A 24,413-nucleotide genomic window follows, 5' to 3' on the forward strand; every position below is an offset into this window, starting at 1 on the left:
TGCGACAGGGTGCCTCGGGGGGCCGGGGTACGTTCTGGAACGGCCGACCCGAAAGGAAACCCACCCGTTGAGCACCGGCAGCTACTACGAGCCCATCGACGAGCACCGCTACAAGGCCACCCCCCACGCGAGCGGCGCGTGGGACCCGGACGAGCAGCACTTCAGCCCGCTCGGCGGTCTCGTCGTCCACGCCATGGACCGGTACAGGGCGGCGCGCCCGGACAACGGCCTGGTCCTGTCCCGGATCGGCTTCGACATCCTGGGGCGTCTCGCCCTCGACGAGTGCGAGATCCGTGTCGGGACGATCCGGCCCGGCCGCACCATCGAACTGGTCGAGGCCGTCGTCGTCATCGCCGGCCGCCCCGTCGTGCGCGCCCGCGCCTGGTTCCTCGCCGCCGCCGACACCGGTGCCGTCGCCGGCGGGGCCGCCGCCCCGCTCACCGCGCCCGGGGGCCTCTCCTCCTGGCCGCTGGGGTCCGTGTGGCCCGGCGGCTACATCGCCTCCCTCGACGTCCGGCCAATCGCCCCGCCCCGGCCGGGCCGCACGACCGCCTGGGTCTCCACCGGCCTGGACCTGGTGGCCGGCGAGCCCGTCGGCCCGCTCGCGTCCTACCTCGCCCTCGTCGACACCGCCAACGGCATCGCCGTACGCGAGTCGCCCACCGACTGGATGTTCCCGAACGTCGACCTGACCGTCCACCTCCACCGGCAGCCCGAGGGCCGCTGGACCGGTCTCGACACCACGGTCACCTTCGGCCCCACCGGGCAGGGCATCACCAGCACGGTCCTGCACGACGTCGCGGGACCCGTCGGCCACGCCCAGCAGATGCTCACGGTCCGGCCGCGGTAGGCGCCGTCCGGAGCCCCCCGACCGTACCCACGATCGCATCGAATCGATATTCACATCGTTTCGATGTGGAGTGTGCGACGCTGGAGGCATGCTCGAACTCGCGATCCTCGGCTTCCTCGCCGAAGGCCCCCTGCCCGGCCACGAGGTGCGCCGCCGCCTCGGACGCCTGACCGGCTGGAGCCGCCCGGTCAGCGACGGCACGCTCTACCCGGCGCTGAACCGCCTGACCCGGGCCGGCCTGATCGAGCGGCGCCCCGCCCCCGCGGCGGGCGGCGGCCGGTACCTGCTGAACCTGACCGACGAGGGCCGCCAGGAGATGCTCGGGCGGCTGCGCGAGCCGGCCGAGCACGAGATCACCGACCTCTCCCGGTGGTTCACCGTCCTGGCGTTCCTCTCGCTGCTGCCCGGCACCGCCGAGCGGCACGCGGTCCTGCGCCGCCGCCTCGCCTTCGTCGAGGCGCCCGCCTCCTTCTTCCACGACGACGCCGACGCGCCGCTGCGCGCCGAGCAGGTCGCCGACCCCTACCGGCGCGGCATGCTGCTCACGGCCCGCGCCACCAACCGCGCCGAACGGGCCTGGCTCCGCGAGGCGCTCGGTGACGACCGGGGGACGCACGAACCGTCCCCCGCCCCCGCTGAACTGGAGGACTGACGTGATCGCGTCCTGGTACGACGAACAGGGCCCGGCCTTCGAGGTGCTGAGGGTGGGTGAACTGCCCGACCCCGTCCCCGGGCCGGGCGAGGTCCGCGTCCGCGTCACCGTCAGCGGGGTCAACCCCGGCGAGACCAAGAAGCGGCGCGGCTGGCTCGGCTCGGCGATGCCGTACCCGCGGGTGATCCCGCACAGCGACGCGGCCGGCGTCGTCGACACCGTCGGCGAAGACGTCGGGGGACTGCGCGTCGGCCAACGGGTGTGGGTGTACGGGGCCCAGTCCTACCGGCCGTTCGGCACCGCCGCGCAGTTCACCGTGGTGCCCGCCGCGCAGGCCGTGCCGCTGCCCGACCACCTCGGCGACGACCTCGGGGCGAGTCTGGGCATCTCCGGCATCACCGCGCACCGCACGGTCTTCGCCGACGGCCCGGTCGACGGCCGGACCGTGCTGGTGCACGGCGTCCTGGGCGCCGTCGGCTCGCTGGCCGCGCAACTCGCCCGGTGGGGCGGGGCCACCGTCGTCGGCACCGTCCGGCGCGGGGCCGACCTCGACCTGGTCGACCCCGCTCTCGTCTCCCGTGCCGTCGCGCTGGACACCGGTGATCCGGCCGCCGCGATCCGCTCCCACGCTCCCGGCGGCGTGCACCGCGTCATCGAGGTGGCCCTGTCCGACAACGCCGATCTGGACTGCGCCGTGGTCGCCGACGACGCGGTCGTCGCCGCGTACGCCACCCGCCGGGACCGCCCCGAACTCCCCTTCTGGCCCCTGCTGTTCAAGAACGTCACGCTGCGCATGCTCGGCAGCGACGACTTCCCCGCGGCGGCCAGGCGGCAGGCCGTCCGCGACCTCACCGCGGTGGCGGCGGCGGGCGCGCTCACCGTCACGACCGGCGCCCGCTACGCACTGGCCGACATCGCGCAGGCCCACGACCACGTGGACGCCGGCCTGCGCGGCCGCGTGCTGATCGACGTCCCCCGGTAGGTACCGCGGGGTCTCCCGGCCCTAGTCGGCCGTCCCGGGCCCGTGGAGGAGTTCCCGGCCGGTGGTCCCGTGGGGAGGCCGCCGGTCGGTGGCGAGCAGGCCGAACAGCAGGTCGTCCGTCCACTCGCCCTTGATCCAGGTGGCCTGCCGCAGGAGCCCCTCCTGCACGAATCCGAGCCGCCGCAGCAGCCGGGCCGAACGGGTGTTGCGGGCGTCGCACTCGGCGCAGACCCGGTGCAGCCCGCGCCGGAACAGGTCGTCGAGCACCGCGCCCACGGCCTCGGCGGCATAACCGTGCCCCTGCCGGTCACCGGCCAGCGTGAACCCGATCTCCGCCTGCATCAGGTTCTCGTGCAGCCGGACCCCGACGTCCCCCACCAGACAGCGGTCGGCCCGGAGCTCGACCGCGTACTGGAACCACCCCGGCTCCCGTGGCGACCCCTCGGCCAGCGCCCGCACGGTGCGGGCGGCCGAGTCGAGGGACACGGGCGGGGTCCAGCTCTGGAAGCGGGCCACCGCGGGATCGGACCGGTAGGCGGCCAGCGGCGCCGCGTCCGCGGCACGGAAGCGGCGCAGGACGAGCCTGGGGGTCTCCAGCAGCATGCCCCGATCGTCCCACGCCCGCCACGGATCCTTCAGGACACGTACGAGGCGTTCTGCGCCGTCGTCACCACCTTCTGGCCGTCGGACCGGGACAGCAGACCCGCCGAGACCCAGGAGGTGACGGTGCTCTGCACCCGGGCGACCAGCGCGGCCTTGGTGGCGAACGGGGCGCCGGCCCAGATCTCGTCGAGAAGGGTCGTGCCGTCGCTCCCGGCGGGGTTGGCGACGCCCGAGTCGGTGCCGCCGAGGACGACCTTCGGCTCGGACCGCCGGAAGTAGGCGTGCGTGGGGTCCTCGGTGCCCTCGAAGAACGGGGCGAACTCCGTGCCGTCGAGCGTGTAGTGCAGGGGGCGGCCGGACACGGGGGCGAGGCTCGGCAGCAGGTCGCCGGAGAGCGCGGCATTGCGGTGGAGCCCGAACCGCAGATAGCCGGTACCGCTGGTGCGGGCGACGAGGTTGACCGGACCGTGGAAGAGGGTCTGGAGTCCGGGGTCGTCGGGGGTCTTCTCGACCCGGGTGCGGAAGGGGACGGTGACCCGCACGACGTCACCGCCGCGCCAGGTCCGCGAGACGGCGAAGTAGGTCCCGGCGGCCGGAGTCCCGCTCACCGCGGCGCCGTTGACGGTCACCCGGAAGCCGTTCGTCGCCCACGACGGCACCCGCAGCCGCAGTTCGAACACCGCGCTCCCGCCGCCGATGGTGAGGGTCGAGCCCTGCTCCCGCGGATAGTCCGTGGTCTGGGTGACGGTGACGCCCTTCTCGGCCCAGGTCAGGGTGGTCGGGCTGTACAGGTTCACGTACAGGGCGCTGCCGTCGGCCTTCCTGAAGTACACCGAGTCCTGGTACTTGGTGGCGCTCTCCATGCCGGTGCCCTCGCAGCAGGTGGTGCCCTGCTTGGGCGTGTAGTCCCGGACGTGGCCGGGGGTCAGCCCGATGAAGTACGTGACCAGCGGTTTCTCGGCGTCGGCCGTGTCCTGCTTCGAGCCCAGCACCTGGTTGTAGAGGGTCCGCTCGTAGTAGTCCATGTACCTGGGGTCCTGCTCGTGGAAGAACAGCATCCGGCTCAGTTTGAGCAGGTTGTACGCGCAGCACGTCTCGGCGCTGGTGTCACCGATCGTTCCCGCGACGATCCCGCGGGCCTTCCAGAACTCGGCCGAACTCGTGCCGCCGATGCCGAACATCCGGTGCGGGACGACCATGCCCCAGAAGTTCTTCGCGGCGGTGAGGTAGCGGGCCTCGCCCGTCGCGTCGTACAGCCGGACCAGGCCGGTGAAGATCGGGATGTGCTGGTTGGCGTGCAGGCCGTCGAGCGTGTCGGTGTCCGCGGCGCAGGCGTCGATGAGCTTGTCGAGGTCGAACAGCTTCGCCAGCGCGAGGTGGTCGGCCTTGCCGGTGAACGCGTACAGGTCGACGATCGCCTCGACGATGCCGCCGAACTCGCCGCTGGAGAAGATGCCCCACATCCGCTGCAGGGTGGCGTCGGGCAGCTTGGACAGCCGGGAGTGCATCCAGTCGCACATGCCCGACGCGAGATCGAGCGCCCGGGCGTCGTCCGTGGCGAGGTGGGCGTCCAGCAGGCCTCTGAGGATCTTGTGCGCCGTGTAGTAGGGCGCCCACACCTTGGTGTAGTCGGAGGCGGTCCTCGACTCCAGGTCGATGAACTGTGTCTCCGGGTAGGCGGCGAGGAACCCGGGGTGGCTCGGGCCGCCCCAGGTCCGGCGCAGGGTGGCCGTCAGCCCGCGGCCGGAGGCGTCGGCGAAGGTCCCGCCGGTCGTCTCGTCGAAGGCGTACGAGGCCAGCGTGCCGCGGCCCGCGGCGGAGGCGGCGGCGCGGTTGCTCTGCAGGGACGTGATCTCGGCGGCGGTCAGCGCCCGTGACCAGACGTTGAACTCGTCGAAAGCGCCCGCGAACACCGGGTCGTCGAAGTTCGAGCGGCCCAGCCAGTTGTTCGCCGGGGTGCCGAGCGACGACGGATCGAGGGTCATCGAGGTGTTCCGGGCGACCCGGGTGCCGTCGACGTAGAGGGTGCCGGTGCCGCCGGAGACCGTGACCGCCAGATGGCTCCACCGGTCGAGGGAGAGCGCGGCGGTGCCGTCGAGGCCCTGTTCGGCGCCGGGGCCGCCGGTCGTGATCGCGAACCGCGGTACGCCGCTCGCGTTGCGGGCGGCCAGGTACAGGTACCGGGTGGTGCCGTCGCCGAAGTCGAGGACCCGCGTCCAGGCGGCGTCGTGGGTGGGCTTGACCCAGGCGGACAGGGTGATCGCGGCGGAGCCGTTCAGCACGCCGGGCGGCAGGGCCACGTACTGGTGGGAGCCGCGCACGTTCTCGGCGGCGGTACCGAACCTCCCTGCGGTGCCCAGCACCGCCGGTGCCCCGCGCAGGGCCGTGCGCACCTCGGTGAGCGCCCCGATCATGGTCCGGATCCTGTCGGCGTACACCGGGTCCCCGGTGCTCGCGTACGCCTGCGACAGCATGCTCAGGAAGTGGCCGGTGTAGTGGCCGCGGAGATTGCCGTTGGCCTCGCCGTCCAGGCCCTCCCAGCCGCCCGGTGCGACCGCGCCGCCCGTCGGGAGGCCGGCGTTGGCACGGAACACCTGGAGCAGCCGGTTCACGTCGTAGCCGCGGCCGTGGTCGAGCATGAACTGCCGTTTCGTGGCGAAGATCCCCTGGCCGAGCCGTACGTCCTTCAGCTCGAACGGCCGCAGTGTCCAGGCGGCCGGTGCTGGCGGCGGCGTGGCGGCGGCGGCCCGGCCGACGCCGGCCGTATGGGCCATGACCGGAGCGGCGGTCGCGAGCAGGGCGGCCCGGAGGAGGGTGCGTCTGGGGAGGGCGGGTGCCATGCGTTCCTCGTCTCTGCGCGGGGGACGACCTCGTCGGGGAGCGGCCCGACCGAGCTCGCAGGGCGTTCGAAATACCGCACGACGTGCGGGAAGTCGACCAGAACATAGGTATATGAAGCGAGCACGTCAACGCTTACGGCACGGCCGGTTCCGGTGGAGGACGCGCCGGGGTCCTAGAAGGCGCTGACGTTGGCCGTCAGCAGGCGGAGCAACTGCTTGGCCATGGCGTCCTGTTCGGGGGTCAGTCCCATGGCGTCGCCCATGGCGAGGGGGACCGCGTCCGCCCGCTCCTGGAGGCGCACCCCGGCGTCGGTGAGCCGCAGGGCGACGGACCGCTCGTCGTCCGTCCGGCGCTCGCGCCGCAGCAGGCCGTTCGCCTCCAGGCGCTTGAGGAGCGGGGAGAGGGTGCTGGACTCCAGCTGGAGGGCGGTGCCCAGGTCGCGTACGGAGATCGAGTCCTGTTCCCACAGCACCAGCATCACCAGGTACTGGGGGTAGGTCAGGCCCAGCTCGTCCAGCAGGGGGCGGTAGCGGGCGGTGACCGCCCGCGAGGCCGCGTAGAGGGCGAAGCAGAGCTGGTCGTCCAGCAGCAGTGAACCCGTCCGCGCCGGCGGGGGCGGCCCCTCCGGTGTCGATCCGGCTCCGGCAGTGCTCACGGCCTACCTCCTTGTGTCCGTGCGCCGAGTCCGTGTGCCCGCCCGCGCCTGTTGCGTACCGCGTACTCCCGCTCGGTGATCTCCACCCTATCGTCGAGTCCCCCCGATCGTATCGTGCCCTAATAGGTTGCGCGCGACTTAATCGCGAGCTACTGTCACGGTTGTGCCGCCACTCCCGGCGAGGTCCGCCGACGGAGCGTCCCCACGGCACCAGATCCGAGGAGTCCGTCATGACCGACACGACCGGCAGCCGTCCCGTCCTGGAGCCCGCCGCGGCGGCTTTCGCCGAAGCGACCGCGAATCCGCCCTACCTCTTCGATCTCGCCCCCGCCGAGGGCCGCAAGGCCGTCGACGAGGTGCAGTCGGGCGACATCGCCAAGCCGGCCGTCGACGAGGAGTGGATCACCGTCCCCGGCGGCCCCACCGGTGAGGTCCGTACGCGGATCGTCCGCCCCGCCGGAGCCACCGGCACCCTCCCCGTGATCATCTACATCCACGGCGCCGGCTGGGTCTTCGGCAACGCGCACACCCACGATCGCCTGGTGCGCGAGCTCGCCGTCGGCACCGGCGCGGCGGTCGTCTTCCCCGAGTACGACCTCTCGCCCGAGGCCCGCTACCCGGTGGCCATCGAGCAGAACTACACCGTCGCCCGGTGGGTCGTCACCGCCGGCGCCGACCACGGGCTCGACGCCTCCCGCATCGCGGTGGCGGGCGACTCGGTCGGCGGCAACATGACCGCGGCCCTGACCCTGATGGCCAAGGAGCGCGGTGACGTGGCGCTCGTCCAGCAGGTGCTGTTCTACCCGGTCACCGACGCCTCCTTCGACACCGGCTCCTACCACCAGTTCGCCGAGGGCTACTTCCTGCGCCGCGACGGCATGCAGTGGTTCTGGGACCAGTACACGACCGACGAGAAGCAGCGCGCCGAGATCACCGCCTCCCCGCTGCGCGCCACCACCGAGCAGCTCACCGGCCTGCCCCCGGCCCTGGTCGTCACCGGTGAGGCCGACGTCCTGCGCGACGAGGGCGAGGCGTACGCCAACAAGCTCCGCGAAGCCGGCGTCCCCGTCACCGCCGTCCGCTACCAGGGCGTCATCCACGACTTCGTGATGCTCAACGCGCTGCGCGAGACCCACGCCGCCGAAGCCGCCATCGCCCAGGCGATCGCCGTGCTGAAGAGCGCCCTGGCCACCGGCTGACCCCCGAACCACCGGCGACGGCCCGGCCCGCCCCCTCCCGTACCACGCACGCGGGAGGGGGCGGGCCGGGCCGTTCGTGGCTTCCGGACCCCGGCGGGCACTTATTGGAACCGATCAGTCCGTGTACGGTCCGGTTCTTCGGGTAGGGCCGACGTACACGACAACCGTCCAGGCCGGAGCCGACCGAAAGAGAAGTGCGTGTGAACACCCCCGTGCCGGACCGCGGCCCAACCCGGCGGGGCGCCTTCCCCCGTCGTCCCCGCAGGGCGCCGAACCGTCCCCGCACGGCTCGCGGACGCTGACCGCGCCATGGATCGAGAACAGGCACCCGCTCCCGTGCCGGACACGTTCGCCGCACAGGTCCTCGACGCGGTGGAGAGCCTGGTGGCACTGTGGTCCGCGGCGGCCGAGGACGGCACCCCGCGCATGTCCACGCGGCAGCTGCTGGCGCTGCAGACCGTTCACCGGCTGCCCGAGCTCAACCTCACCGCCTTCGCCGAACACCTGGGCGTGGCGCTGCCCACCGCGAGCCGTCTGTGCGACCGGCTCGAAGCCGTGGGGCTGCTGCAGCGGACCGTCCAGCCGCACAACCGCCGTGAGGTCCAGCTGCTGGTCACCTCGCGGGGGCGCCGGCTCCTGGCGGACGTCACCGAGCGCCGGACACTGCGCCTGAGCGGCGTGTTCGACGCGATGGCCCAGAGCGAGCGCGACTCCCTGCGGCACGGACTGCACGCCTTCCACCGGGCCCGTGCCCTCGCCCGGCCGCAGCCGCCCGCGAACGGCTAGGGCGCCGGACCGGGAGGACCGGGGGAGGGCTGTTACGGTCAGAAGGCCAGCTTGACGGGCGTGCGGGCCATCTCGGCCGCCCGGCTGTGCAGGTGGCAGAGCAGGAGGCACACGTCGTCGTCCCGCTCGGAGTCGCGCAGCAGCGGATTCAGGAGCAGGTCCGCCGAGCCGTCCAGGTCCGCGTCGAGGTCGGCGGACCGGAAGGTCCCGAGCGCCGCGGCGAGGCGCTCGATGCCGGGATCGATGCCCTGCGCCCGCCGCTCGACCAGCCCGTCCGTGTAGAGCGCCAGGGTCGATCCCGGCGCGAGGGTCACGGTGTGGTCCAGGATCTTCTGCTCCAGCGGGATGCCGAGCATCGCGCCGGGCTTGGCGTCGAGCGTGTGCACCTGCCCGTCGGGGGTGCGCAGCACGGGCGGCGGGTGGCCCGCGGCGGCCCAGGTGAGCGTCGGGTCGTCGGGGTGGAAGCGCGCGATGACGGCGGTGGCGTACAGGTCGGGCTGCAGGTGGTGCAGGAAGATGTGCAGCCGGGTGAGGAGCTGCCCCGGGGTGCCTCCGTCGACGGCGTACGCGCGCAGCGCGGTGCGGAGCTGGCTCATCATGACGGCGGCGTGCAGCCCGTGGCCGGTCACGTCGCCGATGACGGTGATCAGGCTGCCGTCGGGCTGGCGGAAGGCGTCGTACCAGTCGCCGCCGATGTTCAGGCCGTGGGTGGCCGGCAGGTAGCGGGCGGCCAGGTGCAGTCCCGGGGTGGTGGGCAGGTCCGTGAGCAGGGCCCGCTGCAGGGTCTCGGCGATGTCGCGGTTGTGCTCGAAACGCCGGGCGTTGTCGATGGCGATGCCGGCCCGGCGGGTGAGTTCGATCAGCATGACGGCGTCGTCGGCGTCCCACCGCGCATCGGGCGGCGAGAGGGTCAGGACCCCCAGCGGTTCCCGCCGCGTCCCCAGCGGGACGCACAGCAGGGGCCCGTCGGAGTGCGGGGTGGCGGGCGGCTGGTCGTCCACGCCGGGCAGCCCGCCCGGATGGTCGGCGGCGTACTGCGGGCGCCCGCTGCGGGCCGCGACCACGGCGGCGGTCGGCCTCGGGACGTTCTGCTGTTCCTCGTCCCCGTCGTCGAAGAGCCACACGTCGACACCGCGGGCGTACTTCGGGACGAGGAGGTTCTCCAGGCGGCGGACGATCTCGTCGTGGTTGAGCGAGGCCGTCAGCACGGCGCTGGCGTCGGCCAGGAACGTCAGCCTGCGGCGCGCGGTCTCGGCCTCCGTGCGCGCCTTCCGCTCGGCGGCGAAGAGGTCGCGCTGGGCCTGGCCCGCCGCGTCCAGTTCGGCGTGCAGGGCCAGTACACCCTGGTTGGTCTGGTCGAGCTCCTCCCGGTGCGAGGTGACCAGGAGTTCCTGCTCACCCAGTTTCTCCAGCACCAGGACCGTGTCCTCGTCGGCGCCCAGCAGTCCCTCGGCCAGCGTCTGCGGATCGTCCGCCACGGGCCCGGGATCTGTCGCCTCCGCGCCCCGGGGGCAGGTGACGGCCGTCCGCCACGGCTCCCGCCCCTCGGGGTCCGCGTCGTCGCACGGGGTCACGACGGCCCGCAGCAGACCGTCCCCGGACGGTGCCGCGGCCGTCTCCAGGTCGAGCCGCCAGCTGCCGCCCTTGGTGAGGCACTGGCGCAGGTGCGCGCTGAGGGCGGCCGTCAGCCGGGTCCGCTCCAGGGCGGGCACCCCGTACGCGGCGGCCAGGCGGGCCGTGCCGATCCGGGCCCGCGCGGCGTCGGTGACGGTGGTGATGTGCCAGGTACGAGTCATGGTGTGCAGTCCGACGGGACGGGGCCGGGTAGGGCGACGGCGCTGCCGTCCCGTACGGGCCGGGCGGATCGGTCCGTGCCACGCGTGCTCACGGCGGCGGGCGGGGCGTCCCGGCCGGGCAGGCCGCCGGGGTGCGGCACCGGCACACGCGCGCGCCCGGGTACGTTCCGGACGTGCGCCGGCACATCCCCCGCTTCGTGCTCCGGCACCTGCATCTCCTCACGTACTGCTCATGTACTGCGCATCGTCCCGGCCTCGCCGAGGGCAACGGGGGACGAAGAAACCATTGCCGGACGGCAACTGTATCGGTGGTACCGGCCGGCACAACACCGCCTCCGGCGCCGGAGGCGCCGGGCGGCCGGCCGTCACGGCGCCGGACGTCCCCCGAACCAGTCGAGACAGGCGACCAGCGCGTCGTCGTCCGGGTCGGGGCCGCCGCGGTGTCCGGTCAGTTCCCGCAGGACCGCCCCGGGGACCTCGGCCGCCGGCACCAGGCTGGTGGCCGTGACGGCGCGGGCCAGCGCGTGTTCGCCGTACTTCTCGCCGCCCGGCGCGGCCACCGCGTGCACCCCGTCGCTGACGAAGACGAGCCGGTCACCGGGCTCGACGGCGAACTCCTGGACGAAGTAGTCGGTCTCCTCGAACATGCCCAGCGGGAGCTGCTCCTCGAAGTCGACGGCCGTGACGGTCCTGTCGCGCAGGCGCAGCATCCGCGGCGAACCGGCGTCGACGACCTGCAGCCGGCCGGTGGACAGTTGCAGATCCAGCATCAGCACGGACAGATGGGCGTCACCGCGGTAGTGGGCGTACACCGCCTGGTCGGCCAGGGCCGCCTGGTCCGCGAGCGGCAGGCCCGCCCGGCGCGCGTTGCGCAGCGCGTTGACGCCCAGGCTGGTCAGCAGCGAGGCCTCGATGCCCTCGCCCATGCCGTTGGTGATGTAGAGCGCCAGGTGGTCGGCCGTGGCGGACCAGTCGAAGTTGTCGCCGAACACGGCGTAGGCGGGCTCCAGCTGGGCGCCGAGCGCGTACTCGGGGCGTGCGCAGGAGCGGGCCGGCAGCAGCTGCCACTGCATCTCCGCGGCGAGGGTGAGCCGGTCCTTGCGCCGGGCCTGCAGATACAGGTCGGTGTCCCGCTCGGCGACGATCACCTCGTGCCCCAGGACCTCCGCCACCTCGGCCAGCTCGGCCGTGCAGTCGGCGGCCGTGTCCGCCGAGGGCAGGGTGACGGACAGCACTCCCAGCCGGTCGCCGCGCACGGTGACCGGCAGATGGACCCGCACCGAACCACCGGGGCAGTTCTCGGGGACCGGTTCCTGGGAGACGAAGGCCCGTCCGGCCGGACCGGTGTGCACGGGCAGCGGGGCCAGGGTGTACGGCAGCGTGGACACGGGCTGCAGGAGGGTCAGTCCGTAGTCGGCCATGAAGAGTTCGACCTCTTCGGCCGCGTACCGGCCGCACAGCACCTCCCGGACGGCGTCCAGCAGTTGGTGCGGAGCAGCGGAGCGCAGCGCGCGCTCGGCTGCCACGAATCTGTTCACGATGTCGGATACGCCGTTCTCTGGGCGTCGGTGGCTGCAGGTCCGCGCCGGGTGCGCGGCGCCGGGGGTCTGTCCTGGTGGAGCGGGGCGGGCGGCCCGAACCGGTGGGCTGACAGCGCCGGGGAAGCCTGGGAGAGTGTCTGCGTGACTTCCCCCTCCCCGCGTCCGCAGCGCCGCGAAGTGGCGCGAGTGACCTCGGAGGCGGCGGAGCTGCTCGAGGTCCTGTGGGGGCGCGCCTCGACGGCGCCCGTCTCGGCGTCCCAGCTGCGGGTGCTGTTCATCCTCGAGCACAACGAAGGCATCAACCTGCGCACCCTCGCCGAGGCCCTGGGGTCCACGCCCCCGTCGGCCAGCAGGCTGTGCGACCGCCTGCAGGCCGTGGGGTTCGTCGAACGCAGGCCCGGGACGACGAGCCGCCGCGAACTGCGGCTGCACCTCAGCCGCCGCGGGCGTACGTTCCTGGACGACCTGCGCGCCCGCCGTGAGCGGGCGCTGCAGTCCGTGCTGGAGCAGATGCCCGCGGTCGGGCGCGCGCAGCTGCTGGAGGGCCTGGTGGCGTTCTGCGCCGCCGCGGCGGGGGAGATCCACGAGGACGGCACGGCCGCCGGCGCCAGGACCGCCTGATCCCCCTGCCGTCCGCCGGGGGACGGGTACACCCACGGGTGCCCGCGCCGGACGTGCTCGGCGCGAGAGCCCGTCCCTGTCCTTGTGTGCATACCGGAATCCTCCCGCGCCTCGGCGCTGCCCACTTTCTTGCTTCGGTCCACTGTTGTCAAACGGCAACTGTTGTATGTGTAAAAGATCCGCCGTCCCCCAGGGACGCGGAGCGTGCCGGGCGGGATCAGGCGTGATCGCCCTGCTGCTTGTCCACGAGGGCGAGCGCGTCGTCGACGCCGTCCGACACCGGCACGGTGATGCTCACGCCCGTGAGGTCCAGGATCCGTCGCACGGCCGGCGTCGGCGAGATGATGTGCACGCTGCCGCCCAGCTCCCGGGTCTGCTGGTAGGCCCTGATGATGATGTTCATGCCGGAGGAGTCCATGAAGGGGACGGCCGAGAGGTCCAGCAGGAAGTGCCGGCGGCCGTGCTGGAACTGGTTCGCCAGATGGTGCTGGAGCCCGGTCGCGGTGTCGATGTCCAGGTGTCCTTCGGCCGTGAGCAGGACGGTGTCCTCGCGAAGCAGGGCGACCTCGACGGACAACGGATTCTGGGCTATGGACACGAGTACCTCCCGCGGAGCAACAATGGTGGAGCCCGGATACCCCCTCGCGCCGATTCGATGCAGCCGAGATCGGCAGCACGACGTGATCAAGCTCTCCTCGCCGTGCCGACCCGGTTCGTGCCGTGCGCAGGACGGACCCCTGCCCGCGCGTCTACCCTCTCGTCACTCGCGTATGCGGACGTCTTTCCCGTACCGGACTACGACACCCGGATCCCGATGATGCAGGTGTCGTCGTCGGTGTCCGACCTGCTGTAGGTGAGCAGCCGGTCCAGTTGCTGGTCGAGCGTGCACGGCGCCGCCCGGACGGTGGTCAGCAGCTGGGTCATGGACTCCTCCATGGTGCGGTCCCGCCGCTCGATCAGGCCGTCCGTGTACATCAGCAGGGTGTCGTCGGCCGCCAGCTGCACCTCGTCCTCGGCGTACGTGACCTCGGGCACGGCGCCCAGCAGCAGACCCTTGACGAGAGGCAGGGACACCGCCTCCGCGTCCCGCACCAGCACGGGGGGCAGATGCCCCGCCCTGGCCCAGCGCAATGTACGGGTGCCCGGATCGTAGACGCCGCAGACCGCGGTGGCGGTGATGGAGCCCGACAGGTGGTGCGCCACGCTGTTGAGCCAGGACAGCAGCTGGCCGGGGCCCGCGCCCGTCACCGCGAGACCCCGCAGGGCGTTGCGGAGCACGACCATGCTCGTCGCCGCCTCCATGCCGTGCCCCGCCACGTCGCCCACGCACAGGAGGACCATGCCGGACGGCAGGACGACCGCGTCGTACCAGTCGCCGCCCACCAGCTGCTCGGTCTCGGCGGGCCGGTAGCGGACGGCCACGTCGAGCCCCGGCGCCCGCAGAGGTGCCTGGGTCGGGGGCATGATGGCGTGCTGCAGCTGCAGCGTCAGCCGGTTGCGCTCGGCCGCCTGCTGCTCGGAGTGCGCGAGCTGGTCACGCGTGGCGGCCAGCGCGACCTCCGTCCAGTGCTGCGCCGAGATGTCCTGGTAGGCACCGCGCACCACGAACGGCCGGCCGTCGGCGTCGAGCACGGGCTCCGCCACCACCCGGATGTGCCGGGTCACCTCGTCGGGGCGCTGCAGCCGGAAAGCCGCGGACGCCGCCCGCCGGTGGTGGAGCAGTGTGCGCAGGAAGCGGCCGATGGCGACGGCGTCGTCCGGGTGCGCGTGCAGCGCCAGCTCCTCCAGCGGCACCGGGCCGCTCGCCGGCGAGCGGCCGTACAGACTGAAGAGCTGGCCGTTCCAGGTGATCTCGCCCGTGAGCAGGTTCTCCTCGAAGCCGCCGATACGGCCCAGACGCTGGGCGTGCTGGAGGAGGCTCGCCAGCCGCGCCGTCTCGTCCTCGATGCGCCATATCAGCAGCACGCTGCCGCCGTGCCGGCTGATGCTGATGTCGGCCACGGCCGCCAGCGGCACCTGGTCGACGAGGGCCGTGAGGTTCATGCGCTGCGCGCGGAACGGCTCCCCGGTGGCGTAGACGCGCTCGACCCGCTGGAACAGTTCGCTCTCCCCGGCGGCCATCGGGTAGGCCTCGAGGAGCAGGGCCCCGCTGACGAGACCGCGCGGGCGGCCGGCCGGGTCGAGGAAGTGACTGTTGACGTGGTGGATGTGGAAGTCCACGAGCTGTCCGCCGTCGGTGTACGGGACGAGGACCAGCGCGGGGTCGTGCAGTCCGTCGGCCAGGTCCACCAGCTCGGCGGCGTCCGGCAGCACACGCGGCTCGCCGGCGGTCTCACCGTCGTGCACGAAGGCGTACGTCTCCAGCGTGTGGGCGCACAGTTCCGCCAACGCCTCCACCTGGCGGACCACCTGGGGCGACTGGGGCGGCAGGGGAGCGGCCCAGACGACCTCCAGGACGCCGTGGACGCGGCCTCCGGTACCGGCGGGCAGCGCGGCCCTGCCTCCGTCGGGGTGCTGGTGCTGGCCGATGGAGGGCAGGCCGGACGCGGAGAGCGAACCGATCCACTGTCCCGCACGCTCGGTGAGGCACGTACGGGCGACCGTCGTGACGCCGGGCGGTACGTAGTGCCAGCGGTCCGCCTCCGCGGGAGAGAACCCGGCGCTGCCCGCCAGCGTGAGGGCACCGTCGGACCGCGCGGTCCAGATGGCCACGGCCACCGCGCCGAGCGGGGTCAGCGCGTGGTGGAAGAGGGAGTCGGCGACGGCCTGGGTGTCGGGGGCCGCCAGGGCGCCGCTCTCGGCCTCCCGCAGGCGCACCGCGGCCGAGCGCCCGGCCTCCGGGCGGACGGCCGGCGGGCCCTCGCCGCCCTGCGCGCCGGCCAGGAAGGCGCCGGTGACGTCGGACAGCCGGTCGCGGGCGGACTGGTTGATGACGTCGACGGCCAGTTCGAGCCGGGTCACCTTGGCCTGCTCGGCCAGTTCGGCGAGCTGGCGGGCGGCCTGGGCGGGCCCGCATCCCAGCCGCTCGACCAGGATGCCCTTGGCGAGTTCGATGAGGGCCCGCCCGTCGGCCTCGGCCTGCGCCGCCCGCACCTCGTGGCGCAGGCGTTCCACCGTGGCGGCCAGTTTCCCCACCGGGTAGGGGGCGTTCAGGATGCTCCGCCCGTCCGCCGGCAGGTCCCCGGCGTCCACGACGGCGCCGGCGGCGGACGGCGGGGCGGGGGAGTCGGCCTCGGCGCGCGACGCGTCGTCGGCCTGCTCGGGGCGCTGTTCGGAAAGGCTCACGGTGGCACATGCTCCTCGACTGGGATGCCCGTACGGGCGGGGCGCGGGGACGGCGCCCGGCCGGCGGTCACGCACGGCGGGGCGCCGTCGCTCACGCGGGCAGCCAGCGGCGGACGCAGGCGATGAGGTCGTCGGTGTCGACCGGCTTGGTGACGTAGTCACTGGCACCGGACGCGAGGCTCTTCTCCCGGTCGCCGGGCATCGCCTTCGCCGTGACGGCGATGATCGGGAGCTGCGCGTACCGGGGCATCTTCCGGATCTCGGCCGTGGCCGCGTACCCGTCCATCTCCGGCATCATCACGTCCATCAGGACGAGGGCGATGTCGGGGTGGTTGACCAGCGTCTCGATGCCCTTGCGGCCGTTGTCCGCGTGCAGCACGTGGAATCCCTGGAGCTCCAGGATGCCGCTCAGCGCGAAGAGGTTGCGCGCGTCGTCGTCGACCACCAGGACCGTACGGCCGACGAAGGCGTCCTCGACCGCCCGGGGCGTGTCGGAGCGCGGCTCCTCGGCACGGGCCAGGGACGGCACGTCCCCCAGCTCCTCGGCGGACAGGTGCAGGGCGATCCGCTCCCGCAGTTCGTCCAGGCTGGACAGGAACTCCAGGGCGCGGGTGCCGGAACGGGCCTGCAGCGCGTGCTCCTGGGCCAGGTCCGCGCGATGACCGCTGTGGACGAGCACCGGGACGTTCGCGAGCGCGGAGTCGCCCTGCATCGCGTCCAGGAAGCGGGGCGCCTCGCCGCCGGGCATGCCGAGTTCCAGCACGACGCAGTGGCAGGGTCCCGCGGCCAGCGCGCTGGCCGCCTCGTGGGCTCCGGACGTGGTGATGACGTCGACCGTGCCCCGCGGGTCACCGGCGTCCTGGCCGCGGGTGACGTCCGAGACGGCGCTCTCCGCGACGAGCGTCAGCAGTCCGCGCTGCCGCTCCTCGACGACCAGCAGCCGGCGCCGCCGACGCCTGGCCGGGGCGGCGGCACCCGGGCCGGCGTTCGCCGCCGACTCCTCGGAGGACCCGGCGCCCGGCGCCGGTTCGAGGGCCCGGTCGGCGACGACCAGGTTCTCGTAGTCGGGACGGGCCACGGGCAGGAACAGGGTGAACGTACTGCCCTGTCCCGGTGTGCTGTCGACGGTGACGGCGCCGCCGAGCAGGTGTGCGATCTCCCGGGTGATGGACAGGCCGAGCCCGGTGCCGCCGTATTTGCGGCTCGTGGTCCCGTCCGCCTGCTGGAAGGCTCCGAAGATCGTCTCCAGATGCTGCTCCGGGATGCCGATGCCGGTGTCCTGCACACGGAAGGCGACGATGGTGCCGCCGCGGAACACCCCGCCGGGCACCTCGTGGTCGGCGGCCGGTTCGATGCGCAGTTCGACGCCGCCGTGCTCGGTGAACTTGACCGCGTTCGACAGCAGGTTGCGCAGCACCTGCCGCAGCCGGGAGTCGTCGGTGAGCAGGTCGGCGGGCGCGCCGGGCGCCGTACGCACGGTGAATTCCAGGTTCTTCTGCGTCGTCATGGGCCGGAAGGTGGCCTCGACGTACTCCAGGAGCTGGCGCAGCGGGACGACCTCGGGGCTGACGTCCATCTTGCCGGCCTCGACCTTCGACAGGTCGAGGATGTCGTTGATCAGCTGCAGCAGGTCGGAGCCGGCCGAGTGGATGATGCCCGCGTACTCGACCTGCTTCGGGGTGAGGTTGCGCGACGGGTTCTGGGCCAGCAGCTGGGCGAGGATCAGCAGGCTGTTCAGGGGCGTGCGCAGCTCGTGGCTCATGTTCGCCAGGAACTCCGACTTGTACTTGGAGGCCAGCGACAGCTGCTGGGCGCGGGTCTCCAGCTCCTGGCGGGCCTGCTCGATCTGCAGGTTCTTCGCCTCGATGTCGCTGTTCTGCGCCACCAGCAGGGAGGCCTTGTCCTCCAGCTCCTCGTTGGAGCGCTGCAGCTCGTCCTGCTGGACCTGCAGCTCCTCCGAGCGGGCCTGCAGTTCGGCGGTCAGACGCTGCGACTCGTCGAGCAGCTCGTCGGTCCTGGCGTTGGCCACGATGGTGTTGACGTTGACGCCGATGGTCTCCATCAGCTGGTTCAGGAAGTCCAGGTGGATCTGGGTGAAACGGGTGACCGAGGCCAGCTCGATGACACCGAGCACCTGGTCCTCGACCACGATGGGCAGCACCACCAGGGCGGTCGGCACGGTGTGGCCGAGCCCCGAGGAGATGGACACGTAGTTCGGCGGCAGTTCGTCGACGGTGATGGCACGGCGGCTGCGTGCGGCCTGGCCGACCAGCGAGCGGCCGAAGGGGATGCGCTCGGGCCGGCCCTCCTCGTCGGGCCGTCCGTAGGAGCCGACGAGCCGCAGCCCGCTGCCCTGCCCGCCCTCCTCCGCGAGGTAGAACGCCCCGTACTGGGCCGAGGCCAGCGGCGCGAGCTCGTCCATGATGAGCTCGGCCACCACCGACAGGTCCCGGTGGCCCTGCATCAGGCCGGAGACCCGCGCGAGGTTGGTCTTGAGCCAGTCCTGCTCCTGGTTGGCCCGTGTGGTCTCGCGCAGGGACTCCACCATGGAGTTGATGTTGTCCTTGAGCTCGGCGACCTCGCCGGAGGCCTCGACCGTGATCGAGCGGGTCAGGTCGCCCTCGGCCACGGCGCTGGCGACCTCGGCGATCGCGCGCACCTGCCGCGTCAGGTTGCCCGCGAGCTCGTTGACGTTCTCCGTCAGGCGCTTCCAGGTGCCGGAGACGCCCTCCACCTCGGCCTGGCCGCCGAGCCGTCCCTCGCTGCCGACCTCGCGCGCCACCCGGGTGACCTCGGCGGCGAAGGCGGACAGCTGGTCGACCATCGTGTTGATGGTGGTCTTGAGTTCCAGGATCTCGCCGCGGGCGTCGACGTCGATCTTCTTGGACAGGTCACCCTTGGCCACCGCCGTCGTCACCAGGGCGATGTTGCGCACCTGGCCGGTGAGGTTGTTGGCCATCGAGTTGACGTTGTCGGTGAGGTCCTTCCAGGTGCCGGCCACGTTCGGCACCTGGGCCTGGCCGCCGAGCCGTCCCTCGGTGCCGACCTCGCGGGCCACCCGGGTGACCTCGTCGGCGAACGCGGACAGCGTGTCGACCATCGTGTTGATGACGTCCGCGAGGGCGGCGACCTCGCCCTTGGCCTCGACGGTGATCTTCTGGGAGAGGTCGCCGCGGGCGACGGCCGTGGCGACCTGGGCGATCGAGCGGACCTGGCCCGTCAGGTTCGACGCCATCACGTTGACGTTGTCGGTGAGGTCCTTCCAGGTGCCCGAGACACCCCGGACGGTGGCCTGCCCGCCCAGGTTGCCGGCCGTGCCGACCTCGCGGGCGACGCGGGTGACCTCGTCGGCGAAGGCGGAGAGCTGGTCCACCATCGTGTTGAGGGTCTCCTTCAGGGCGAGGATCTCGCCCCGGGCGTCCACGGTGATCTTCTGCGACAGGTCGCCCCTGGCCACCGCGGTCGCCACCTGGGCGACGTTGCGGACCTGTGCGGTGAGGTTCCCGGCCATGAAGTTCACGGAGTCGGTCAGGTCCCGCCAGGTGCCCTTGACCCCCTTGACGTCGGCCTGGCCGCCGAGCCGTCCCTCGGTGCCGACCTCGCGGGCCACCCGGGTGACCTCGTCGGCGAAGGCGGACAGCTGGTCGACCATGATGTTGATGGTGTTCTTGAGTTCCAGGATCTCACCGCGGGCGTCCACGGTGATCTTCTGGGAGAGGTCGCCCTTGGCCACCGCGGTCGTCACCTGGGCGACGTTGCGGACCTGTGCGGTGAGGTTCCCGGCCATCAGGTTGACCGAGTCGGTGAGGTCGCGCCAGACACCGCCGACGCCGGGCACCTGGGCCTGGCCGCCGAGCCGTCCCTCGCTGCCGACCTCGCGGGCCACCCGGGTGACCTCGTCGGCGAAGGCGGACAGCTGGTCGACCATCGTGTTGACGGTCTCCTTCAGCTGCAGGATCTCGCCCCGGGCCGGCACGTCGATCTTCTGGGAGAGGTCGCCCTTGGCCACCGCGGTCGCCACCTGCGCGATGTCGCGGACCTGGGTCGTGAGGTTGCCCGACATGGCGTTGACCGAGTCGGTGAGGTCGGCCCAGGTCCCGGAGACGCCGGGCACCTCCGCCTGGCCGCCGAGGGTCCCCTCGGTGCCCACCTCGCGGGCCACGCGGGTCACTTCGGAGGTGAAGACGGACAGCTGGTCGACCATGCCGTTGAAGACGGTGGCGATGTCGCCCAGCAGACCGTCACCGTCGTCCGGCAGCCGGGTGCCGAAGTCACCGTCCCGCACGGCCGTCAGGCCGGCCAGCAGCTGCCGCAGCTCCTGGTCGCCCGGTGTGCGGTCCACGGTGTCGGTCGTCTGGCTCGTCATGTACGCCCTCGTCCCATGCCTTTGGGTCCCTCGGGTGAAGGGACTCGGAACATCAGGCCCACTGCCGGACCGGACCCCGCCGGACGACCCGCTGCACGGGGCCACGACGAGGAAATACGCCGCAGGCTAACCCGTGAGCGAGGTTGTGGACAAAGTGTGGTGCCGAAATCGCCAAGCCGGGGACGCGGCGGGTCCGAGAGGTGAGGAAATCGAGGACGAGCGGGGCGTACGGGTGGCGTGGGCCGGACCCCGGACGGGCACCACGAAGCCCGCCGTCGCGGTCCGGTGAGCGGGGGCTCACGGGTGCGACGGCGGGCTCGGTCACCGGCGAAGGGGGGAGACGCCGGTTCACCGGCGTAGGGGGGACGCCGGCCGTACGGGAGGTCTAGGCGACGGCGGGGTCCAGCAGGCCGGCGCGCAGACGCTTGATGATGCGGCTGATCAGACGGGACACGTGCATCTGCGAGATGCCGAGGAGCTCGCCGATCTCGGCCTGGGTGCGCTCCTCGACGAAGCGCAGGTGGATGATGCGGCGCTCGCGCTCGTCGAGCTGGGCGACCAGGGGCGCCAGCGAGTGCAGGTCCTCGACGAGCTCCAGCGAGTGGTCGTCCGTACCGATGAAGTCGGCCAGGACGGACTCGCCGTGCGAACCGTTGTCGGGGGCCAGGGCCGCGTCGAGGGACGAGGAGTTGTAGCAGTTCGCCGCCTTGCGGGCCTCGATGACCTCCGCCTCGGGCAGCGACATGAGCTCCGAGAGCTCCTTGGTCGTGGGGGTGCGACCGAGGCGGGTGCGCAGCTCCTCCGTGGCCTTGGCCAGCTCGACCCGGGCCTCCTGGAGGCGCCGCGGCACGTGCACGGCCCAGCTGGTGTCGCGGAAGAACCGCTTGATCTCACCGACGATGTAGGGGACGGCGAAAGAGGTGAACTCCACCTCGCGCGACAGCTCGAACCGGTCGATGGCCTTGATCAGCCCGATGGTGCCGACCTGGACGATGTCCTCCATCGAGTCGCCCCGGCCGCGGAACCGCGAGGCCGCGTACCGGACGAGGGACAGGTTCATCTCGATCAGGGTGTTGCGCGCGTACTGGTATTCGTGCGTGCCTTCCTCCAGCACGGCCAGCCGGTCGAAGAACTGCCGGGACAGCTCCCGCGCGTCCTTCGGCCTGACGCGCGACGGGTCCTCGATGAGAGGCAGTTCCGTCTCGTCCGCCGTCCGGATCCCCTGCGCCGTGGCCGTCGCCCCGTCTGCCGTCACGGCTGTCATACCGCCCACCCCACTCACCGTCGCTGTTGATGACACACGGCGTCTGCCCCGCTTCCCGCGGCTCATGCCATCTTTTTTTGAAAGAGATCGGAGCCGCGCCGCATCTGGCCGGAAGTCGACGGTCCACCCTCCGGGAGAGGTGGTGTCGGCGGTACGCGACAGGCCCCGATGGCACGTACGGGCGCGCTGTGGCCCGGTTCGGCTCGCGAGGCGACGACGTCCTGCGCCATCGATTTCAGGACGTGGTGTTTTGCTTCGAAAAGGCCGGGCACGCGGACCTTCGTGCTTCGGACCGGAGGCACGCCCGCAGGAGCGGCTCGGCCGAACTGTGGTGGCTCCTCCGGCGTTTGCGGGAGGCACCTCCTCCTGCGGCACCCCCTCGCACGTCACTTGTTCAGGAGCGAATCCGCATGTCTATCGACTTGTCGACAAGCCGCCCCGAGGAGACCGCACCTGTCGAGGCCATGACCGCGTCCGCTGCCCCGGCGGCCGCACCGGCCTCGTCCGTCGGGTCCGCCACCGCACGCCATCCGCACGACGACGCCCCCGACTCGGCGACCGACTTCGCCCGGCTGGCGGCCCTGGAGGACGGGCCCGAGCGGGACGCCGTGCGCGACGAGCTGGTGACGGCCTGGCTGCCCATGGCGCACCGCATCGCGGGGCGGTTCCGCGACCGGGGCGAGAACATCGAGGACCTGCGCCAGGTCGCGGCCGTCGGTCTGGTGAAGGCGATCGACCGCTTCGACCCTTCGCGCGGGGCGTTCGAGAGCTACGCCGTGCCCACCATCACCGGTGAGGTGAAACGGCACTTCCGGGACCGCATGTGGGCGCTGCGGGTGCCGCGCCGTGTGCAGGAACTGCGCAACAAGGTGCGGATCGCGCGGCGGGAACTCACGCAGAACCCCGGGGCGCCCGAGCCGACGACGGCCGAGATCGCGGCGCACGCCGGACTGACGGAGGACGAGGTCTGCGCGGGGATGGAGGCGATGGAGAGCTTCAGCACGCTGTCCCTGGACGCCGAACTGACCTCCACCGACGACAACTACAGCCTGGCCGACACCCTGGGCGACTCCGACTCCTCCTTCGACGTGGTCGTCGACCGCGAGGCGGCGAAGGAAGGGCTGCGCCGGCTGCCGGAACGCGAGCGGAACATCCTGTACATGCGCTTCTTCGAGGACATGACGCAGAACCGCATAGCCGACCGGCTGGGCATCTCCCAGATGCACGTCTCCCGTCTCATCACCCGCAGCTGCGCCCGGGTCAGGGACGAGGCGCTCGGCGCGCGGTCGCGCTCCGGCGACTCCGACGGCCGTACGGGGACCGCGTGACGCGGGCCTCCCGCCCCGGCGCCGCGGCCGGCGCCCCGACCAGAACCTCCGCACCTTCCGGATCCGCACCTTCCGGGCCCGCGCCTTCCGGGACCCCGGTGGAAACACAGTCACGTCGTCAAGGAGCAGGCCAGATGCTGATGCCCCACCCCGCCACCCTGCGCAAGCTCGTCGAGGAGTACGAGGCGCTCGTCGCGCACCGGACCGAGACCGGCGCCGTGAAGCCGGACCAGCGGACGCAGGACCTGGAGTACACCCTCTGCGTCTCGACCGGCACCCGTGACGTGCGGTCCGCCCTGGACAGGGCGCGCCGCCACCTCGCGGCGTCCCGGGAGCCCGGCCCCGTGGTGCGGATGCCTCTTCGGCCCACCGCCACCGCCGTCACCGACATCGCCGAGGTCCGTGACACGGGCGAGGCCGTCGCGTAGTCGAACCGTCGAACCCGTCGGGCCGGTCGTACGCGTGTGCGGCCGGCCCGACGGGTGTCCGCGGACACGGGAAGGCGATGAGGGAACGTCTGTACGGCAGCGTAGGGTGTCCGGCGGGGTGAGGCCGGTGGACCTGATGGACAGCACGGACAACACGGACGACGCGTCGCCGCCGCCGTACGGCGGCGGCGGGCCGGCCCGGCCGGCCGGGGTGCCCGTATGACGACGACGGCCACCGAGCGGGGGACCGCCACCCTGTTCGTGCACCCCGCGCTCTTCTACCGTGACGACCAGGAGTACCTGGCGGGCACGGTCCCCTTCGTACGGGAAGGGCTCGCGGCGTCGGAGCCCGTGGCGGTGGCCGCTCCCGCCGCCCGGCTCGCCCTGATCACCGCGGAACTGGGACGCGCGGCGGACGCCGTGCACCTCGTCGACATGACGCTGGCGGGCCGCAACCCCGGCCGCATCATCCCCTCCGTGCTGTGCGCCTTCGCGGACGCCCGGACCGGCGTCCGCGTCCGTATCGTCGGCGAACCGGTCTGGCCCGGCCGCACGGCCGAGGAGTACCCCGCCTGCGTCCAGCACGAGGCACTCATCAACGAGGCGTTCAGCGGCCGGGACGTGATCATCCTGTGCCCGTACGACGCCCGGTCGCTGCCGTCGGACGTGCTCGACGACGCCCGTGCCACGCACCCGTTGCTCATCGACGGGGGACGCCGGAGCGTCAGCGACGCGTACGACCCCCAGAAGGCGCTCGCCCGCTGCAACGAACCGCTGCGCCCGCCGCCCGGCGCGGCGGCGTTCCCCTACGACGCGGACACGCTGCCGGCCGTCCGGGACTTCGCGCTCGCCGCGGCGCGGGAGTGGGGGATGAGCGAGGTACGGCTGCAGGATCTGGCCCTGGTCGTCGCCGAGCTGACCACGAACAGCGTGGTCCACGCGGGCGGCGGGGGCACGCTGCGCCTGTGGGAGCAGGACGGGCGGATCGTCTGCCAGGTCCAGGACCTTGGCCGGCTGTCCGATCCCCTCGTGGGCAGGCGTCCCGCCCGCCCCGACCAGATCGGCGGCCGCGGCCTCCTGCTCGTCCACTGCCTGTCGGACCTGGTGCGCCTGCACACCGATGACGAGGGCACGACGATCCGCAGTTACGTCGCACGCGCCTGACTCCGTCCGTCCCCGTCCGTCCCCGTCCGTCCCCGTCCGGGCGGGCGGCCGT

General features: G+C 72.5%; 18 protein-coding genes. 9 read left to right on the plus strand and 9 right to left on the minus strand.

Annotation, left to right across the window (positions count from 1 at the left end):
* The first annotated feature begins 67 nt into the window (after positions 1-67).
* The 3 genes from QFZ75_RS36850 to QFZ75_RS36860 all read left to right on the plus strand — a co-directional run bounded on the left by QFZ75_RS36850 (position 68) and on the right by QFZ75_RS36860 (position 2,484).
* Positions 68-850: a thioesterase family protein gene (locus QFZ75_RS36850; protein ID WP_307543771.1), complete on the plus strand. Its 783-nt coding sequence runs from the start codon at positions 68-70 to the stop codon at positions 848-850.
* An 88-nt stretch (positions 851-938) separates the two neighbouring features.
* Positions 939-1,502 (plus strand): PadR family transcriptional regulator, encoded by a 564-nt coding sequence (locus QFZ75_RS36855; protein WP_307543772.1) that lies wholly within the window; start codon positions 939-941, stop codon positions 1,500-1,502.
* Position 1,503: 1 nt separating this feature from the next.
* The gene (locus QFZ75_RS36860; protein ID WP_307543773.1) at positions 1,504-2,484 is read left to right on the plus strand and encodes an NADPH:quinone reductase; all 981 of its coding nucleotides are present in this window, start codon (positions 1,504-1,506) and stop codon (positions 2,482-2,484) included.
* A gap of 21 nt (positions 2,485-2,505) precedes the next feature.
* On the opposite strand, the gene QFZ75_RS36865 is transcribed toward QFZ75_RS36860, so the two are convergent.
* The 3 genes from QFZ75_RS36865 to QFZ75_RS36875 form a co-directional block, all read right to left on the minus strand.
* Positions 2,506-3,087: a GNAT family N-acetyltransferase gene (locus QFZ75_RS36865; protein WP_307543774.1), complete on the minus strand. Its 582-nt coding sequence runs from the start codon at positions 3,085-3,087 to the stop codon at positions 2,506-2,508.
* 32 nt (positions 3,088-3,119) lie between these two features.
* Positions 3,120-5,927, minus strand: coding sequence for a beta-L-arabinofuranosidase domain-containing protein (locus QFZ75_RS36870; protein WP_307543775.1), 2,808 nt, complete (start codon positions 5,925-5,927; stop codon positions 3,120-3,122).
* Between the two features lie 173 nt (positions 5,928-6,100).
* The gene (locus QFZ75_RS36875) at positions 6,101-6,520 is read right to left on the minus strand and encodes a MarR family winged helix-turn-helix transcriptional regulator (RefSeq protein WP_307545051.1); all 420 of its coding nucleotides are present in this window, start codon (positions 6,518-6,520) and stop codon (positions 6,101-6,103) included.
* 293 nt (positions 6,521-6,813) lie between these two features.
* On the opposite strand from QFZ75_RS36875, the gene QFZ75_RS36880 reads away from it, so the two are divergent.
* Both QFZ75_RS36880 and QFZ75_RS36885 read left to right on the plus strand, forming a co-directional pair.
* On the plus strand, positions 6,814-7,782 hold the full coding sequence (locus QFZ75_RS36880) for an alpha/beta hydrolase (RefSeq protein WP_307543776.1): 969 nt from the start codon (positions 6,814-6,816) through the stop codon (positions 7,780-7,782).
* A gap of 309 nt (positions 7,783-8,091) precedes the next feature.
* On the plus strand, positions 8,092-8,568 hold the full coding sequence (locus QFZ75_RS36885; protein ID WP_307543777.1) for a MarR family winged helix-turn-helix transcriptional regulator: 477 nt from the start codon (positions 8,092-8,094) through the stop codon (positions 8,566-8,568).
* A gap of 38 nt (positions 8,569-8,606) precedes the next feature.
* On the opposite strand, the gene QFZ75_RS36890 is transcribed toward QFZ75_RS36885, so the two are convergent.
* Together QFZ75_RS36890 and QFZ75_RS36895 are read right to left on the minus strand one after the other, a co-directional pair.
* Entirely contained in the window at positions 8,607-10,364 is a 1,758-nt protein-coding gene (locus QFZ75_RS36890; RefSeq protein WP_307543778.1) for a PP2C family protein-serine/threonine phosphatase, read from the minus strand.
* A gap of 365 nt (positions 10,365-10,729) precedes the next feature.
* A complete protein-coding gene (locus QFZ75_RS36895; protein WP_307543779.1) occupies positions 10,730-11,902 on the minus strand; it encodes a PP2C family protein-serine/threonine phosphatase in 1,173 nt (390 codons plus the stop codon).
* A 144-nt stretch (positions 11,903-12,046) separates the two neighbouring features.
* On the opposite strand from QFZ75_RS36895, the gene QFZ75_RS36900 reads away from it, so the two are divergent.
* Complete coding sequence (locus tag QFZ75_RS36900) at positions 12,047-12,526, plus strand: MarR family transcriptional regulator (RefSeq protein ID WP_307543780.1); 480 nt, start codon at positions 12,047-12,049, stop codon at positions 12,524-12,526.
* A 217-nt stretch (positions 12,527-12,743) separates the two neighbouring features.
* Here QFZ75_RS36900 and QFZ75_RS36905 read toward each other — a convergent pair whose 3' ends face one another.
* From QFZ75_RS36905 to QFZ75_RS36920, 4 genes are all read right to left on the minus strand, one after another.
* Positions 12,744-13,124, minus strand: a complete 381-nt coding sequence (locus tag QFZ75_RS36905) for an STAS domain-containing protein (protein ID WP_307543781.1) — start codon at positions 13,122-13,124, stop codon at positions 12,744-12,746.
* 197 nt (positions 13,125-13,321) lie between these two features.
* The gene (locus QFZ75_RS36910) at positions 13,322-15,811 is read right to left on the minus strand and encodes a SpoIIE family protein phosphatase (protein ID WP_373465999.1); all 2,490 of its coding nucleotides are present in this window, start codon (positions 15,809-15,811) and stop codon (positions 13,322-13,324) included.
* Between the two features lie 91 nt (positions 15,812-15,902).
* Positions 15,903-20,177, minus strand: a complete 4,275-nt coding sequence (locus QFZ75_RS36915) for a HAMP domain-containing protein (protein WP_307543782.1) — start codon at positions 20,175-20,177, stop codon at positions 15,903-15,905.
* A 385-nt stretch (positions 20,178-20,562) separates the two neighbouring features.
* Positions 20,563-21,441, minus strand: coding sequence for an RNA polymerase sigma factor SigF (locus QFZ75_RS36920; protein WP_307543783.1), 879 nt, complete (start codon positions 21,439-21,441; stop codon positions 20,563-20,565).
* A gap of 410 nt (positions 21,442-21,851) precedes the next feature.
* On the opposite strand from QFZ75_RS36920, the gene QFZ75_RS36925 reads away from it, so the two are divergent.
* The 3 genes from QFZ75_RS36925 (at position 21,852) to QFZ75_RS36935 (ending at position 24,361) form a co-directional block, all read left to right on the plus strand.
* Positions 21,852-22,769, plus strand: coding sequence for a SigB/SigF/SigG family RNA polymerase sigma factor (locus QFZ75_RS36925; RefSeq protein WP_373466000.1), 918 nt, complete (start codon positions 21,852-21,854; stop codon positions 22,767-22,769).
* A gap of 134 nt (positions 22,770-22,903) precedes the next feature.
* A complete protein-coding gene (locus QFZ75_RS36930; RefSeq protein WP_307543784.1) occupies positions 22,904-23,197 on the plus strand; it encodes a DUF5133 domain-containing protein in 294 nt (97 codons plus the stop codon).
* Between the two features lie 219 nt (positions 23,198-23,416).
* A complete protein-coding gene (locus QFZ75_RS36935; RefSeq protein ID WP_307543785.1) occupies positions 23,417-24,361 on the plus strand; it encodes a sensor histidine kinase in 945 nt (314 codons plus the stop codon).
* Positions 24,362-24,413: the final 52 nt, after the last annotated feature.

Source organism: Streptomyces sp. V3I8, from assembly GCF_030817535.1.
GTDB lineage: Bacteria > Actinomycetota > Actinomycetes > Streptomycetales > Streptomycetaceae > Streptomyces.

Excerpts from the sequence above, each read along its gene's own strand:
- QFZ75_RS36915 (WP_307543782.1), bottom strand. The coding sequence starts at position 20,177 with ATGACGAGCCAGACGACCGACACCGTGGACCGCACACCGGGCGACCAG.
- QFZ75_RS36890 (WP_307543778.1), bottom strand. The coding sequence starts at position 10,364 with ATGACTCGTACCTGGCACATCACCACCGTCACCGACGCCGCGCGGGCC.
- QFZ75_RS36855 (WP_307543772.1), top strand. The coding sequence starts at position 939 with ATGCTCGAACTCGCGATCCTCGGCTTCCTCGCCGAAGGCCCCCTGCCC.
- QFZ75_RS36930 (WP_307543784.1), top strand. The coding sequence starts at position 22,904 with ATGCTGATGCCCCACCCCGCCACCCTGCGCAAGCTCGTCGAGGAGTAC.
- QFZ75_RS36920 (WP_307543783.1), bottom strand. The coding sequence starts at position 21,441 with ATGACAGCCGTGACGGCAGACGGGGCGACGGCCACGGCGCAGGGGATC.
- QFZ75_RS36935 (WP_307543785.1), top strand. The coding sequence starts at position 23,417 with ATGACGACGACGGCCACCGAGCGGGGGACCGCCACCCTGTTCGTGCAC.
- QFZ75_RS36865 (WP_307543774.1), bottom strand. The coding sequence starts at position 3,087 with ATGCTGCTGGAGACCCCCAGGCTCGTCCTGCGCCGCTTCCGTGCCGCG.
- QFZ75_RS36880 (WP_307543776.1), top strand. The coding sequence starts at position 6,814 with ATGACCGACACGACCGGCAGCCGTCCCGTCCTGGAGCCCGCCGCGGCG.
- QFZ75_RS36925 (WP_373466000.1), top strand. The coding sequence starts at position 21,852 with ATGTCTATCGACTTGTCGACAAGCCGCCCCGAGGAGACCGCACCTGTC.
- QFZ75_RS36885 (WP_307543777.1), top strand. The coding sequence starts at position 8,092 with ATGGATCGAGAACAGGCACCCGCTCCCGTGCCGGACACGTTCGCCGCA.
- QFZ75_RS36870 (WP_307543775.1), bottom strand. The coding sequence starts at position 5,927 with ATGGCACCCGCCCTCCCCAGACGCACCCTCCTCCGGGCCGCCCTGCTC.